2 protein-coding genes are annotated in these 1,575 nt (G+C 49.1%); one reads left to right on the forward strand and one right to left on the reverse strand.

All coding sequences use genetic code 11. From position 1 onward, the window contains the following. On the reverse strand, positions 1-181 hold a 181-nt coding region (locus ACP5N5_RS06935; RefSeq protein WP_428134490.1), incomplete at its 3' end, for a hypothetical protein. 651 nt (positions 182-832) lie between these two features. On the opposite strand from ACP5N5_RS06935, the gene ACP5N5_RS06940 reads away from it, so the two are divergent. Then, positions 833-1,330, forward strand: a complete 498-nt coding sequence (locus ACP5N5_RS06940; RefSeq protein WP_428134495.1) for a hypothetical protein — start codon at positions 833-835, stop codon at positions 1,328-1,330. The last annotated feature ends 245 nt before the right edge of the window (positions 1,331-1,575 follow it).

Consider the following 1,575-nt stretch of genomic DNA (forward strand, 5'->3'; position numbering starts at 1 on the left):
CTGTAAAGGTGTAAACATTACCATCTCGTCGTATTGGTGCTGTTGGAGGGTCAATACTTCCATCAGCCCTAATGTAAATTGTTCTACTCTCTGCCTTAGCTGGTTGTATTATGAAAGCCGGTGTTAATGTGATGGTTAATATTATCAACAAGAATATCCCTGATACCTCTTTCCTCCTCAACCTCACCTCCCCCCAAACCACACTATAAATAATTACTCCTCCCATTATATAGCTTACGGCTATACACAGGAGAAACACCTGGTTCTAGGTAAAGCTAGTATCTACCAATAATCTCTGTTAGACCTCGTAAAATGGTAAACGATGTATCTCGGTGTGGACTTACTATTCACACTTAACCCTCATAAACCCACATCTCAACATGATCTACCATTAAACCTCTACCTCCAGTACTCTCATGGGTTTACCCCCTTATCCTCACCTCCCCTGGAAAACCCATAAACCCCCTCTTGACCTCTCTTATGAAATCACTAGTACTCTGTCAACAACTCTTTCAAGCTCCAAAGATTAACTCCAACAGTGAGATTTTGGAGGAAACCGGAGAATTCCGGATTTCGCGAAAGCCCATAACACCAGATCTAGGAGGGCTAACACCGACGGCTCCCCGCCTTTAAAGGCGGGGGTTTCCCACCCCCACTGGGGCCTCCCTTCACGGTTCAGGGCCCCTCACGGGGTGGCATCACAGCTCAGCCCCCGCCGCCAGCATTCGGGGAGGCTGGGGCTCATAGCCCACTAAGCTCGCCCCAACCCAACCTGATAAATAGAACGCCAGAAACTTATAGGATTTTTGTTCGTTAGATTATATTGGGGGCTGTGATCCGCGGCAGGGTATATTATGTTTTCGACTATAACGATAGGGCGTTGGGGTTGTCGGGCCTGGGACTGGATGTCCTAGGCAGGGCCCTCGACCTCCTAGGAGTTGAGTGGCTCATCACTGGCATGTGGGCGCTTAGGATGAAGGGGGCTTCGTATGAGGAGCCCAGGGTTGTTTGGATATTCAACAACAGGTTTAGGCACTCGGTTAAGAGCTTCGGCGGGTATAGCGTTAGGTTTTTCAAGGTGCGTAGATCCCTCCTAGGCTTCGGCTTTGAGAGGCTGGGAGGACTCAACGTGGCAGATGTCGAGAGGGCGGTTCTAGACATAGTCTACCATGCTATGGCCGCGCCGGAGGCAGATCCGATGGAGTGGAGATACATAGTCGCTGGCCTGCTCAAACCATGCAGGGTGGAGAAACTAGAGGAATACCTGCCGAGATATCCTAGATACGTTAGAGAGGCAGTTGAACATGGAAGGAGAGCTGCTGGAATTTAAAAACACCCTGACCCCTCCCCGCCCTAGAAGGGCGGGGCTTTCAGCTGTAAACCGAGGTTAGCTATTCGATCATCTATTCAGCATATATTAGTTCTCCCCGCTAATCTTATTTGATAGCATCTTGAGTGCCATTGCCGAGGCAATGCTCTCAAGGGTTCTCGACTTGCTTGAGAATAAAATGAACTATGTTCACAGCGTTTTCTAGATCTTCTGATCCTCCCCAACACCAAAGAGCATAGAGGGGC

Source organism: Desulfurococcus sp., assembly GCF_049970475.1.
GTDB lineage: Archaea > Thermoproteota > Thermoprotei_A > Sulfolobales > Desulfurococcaceae > Desulfurococcus > Desulfurococcus amylolyticus.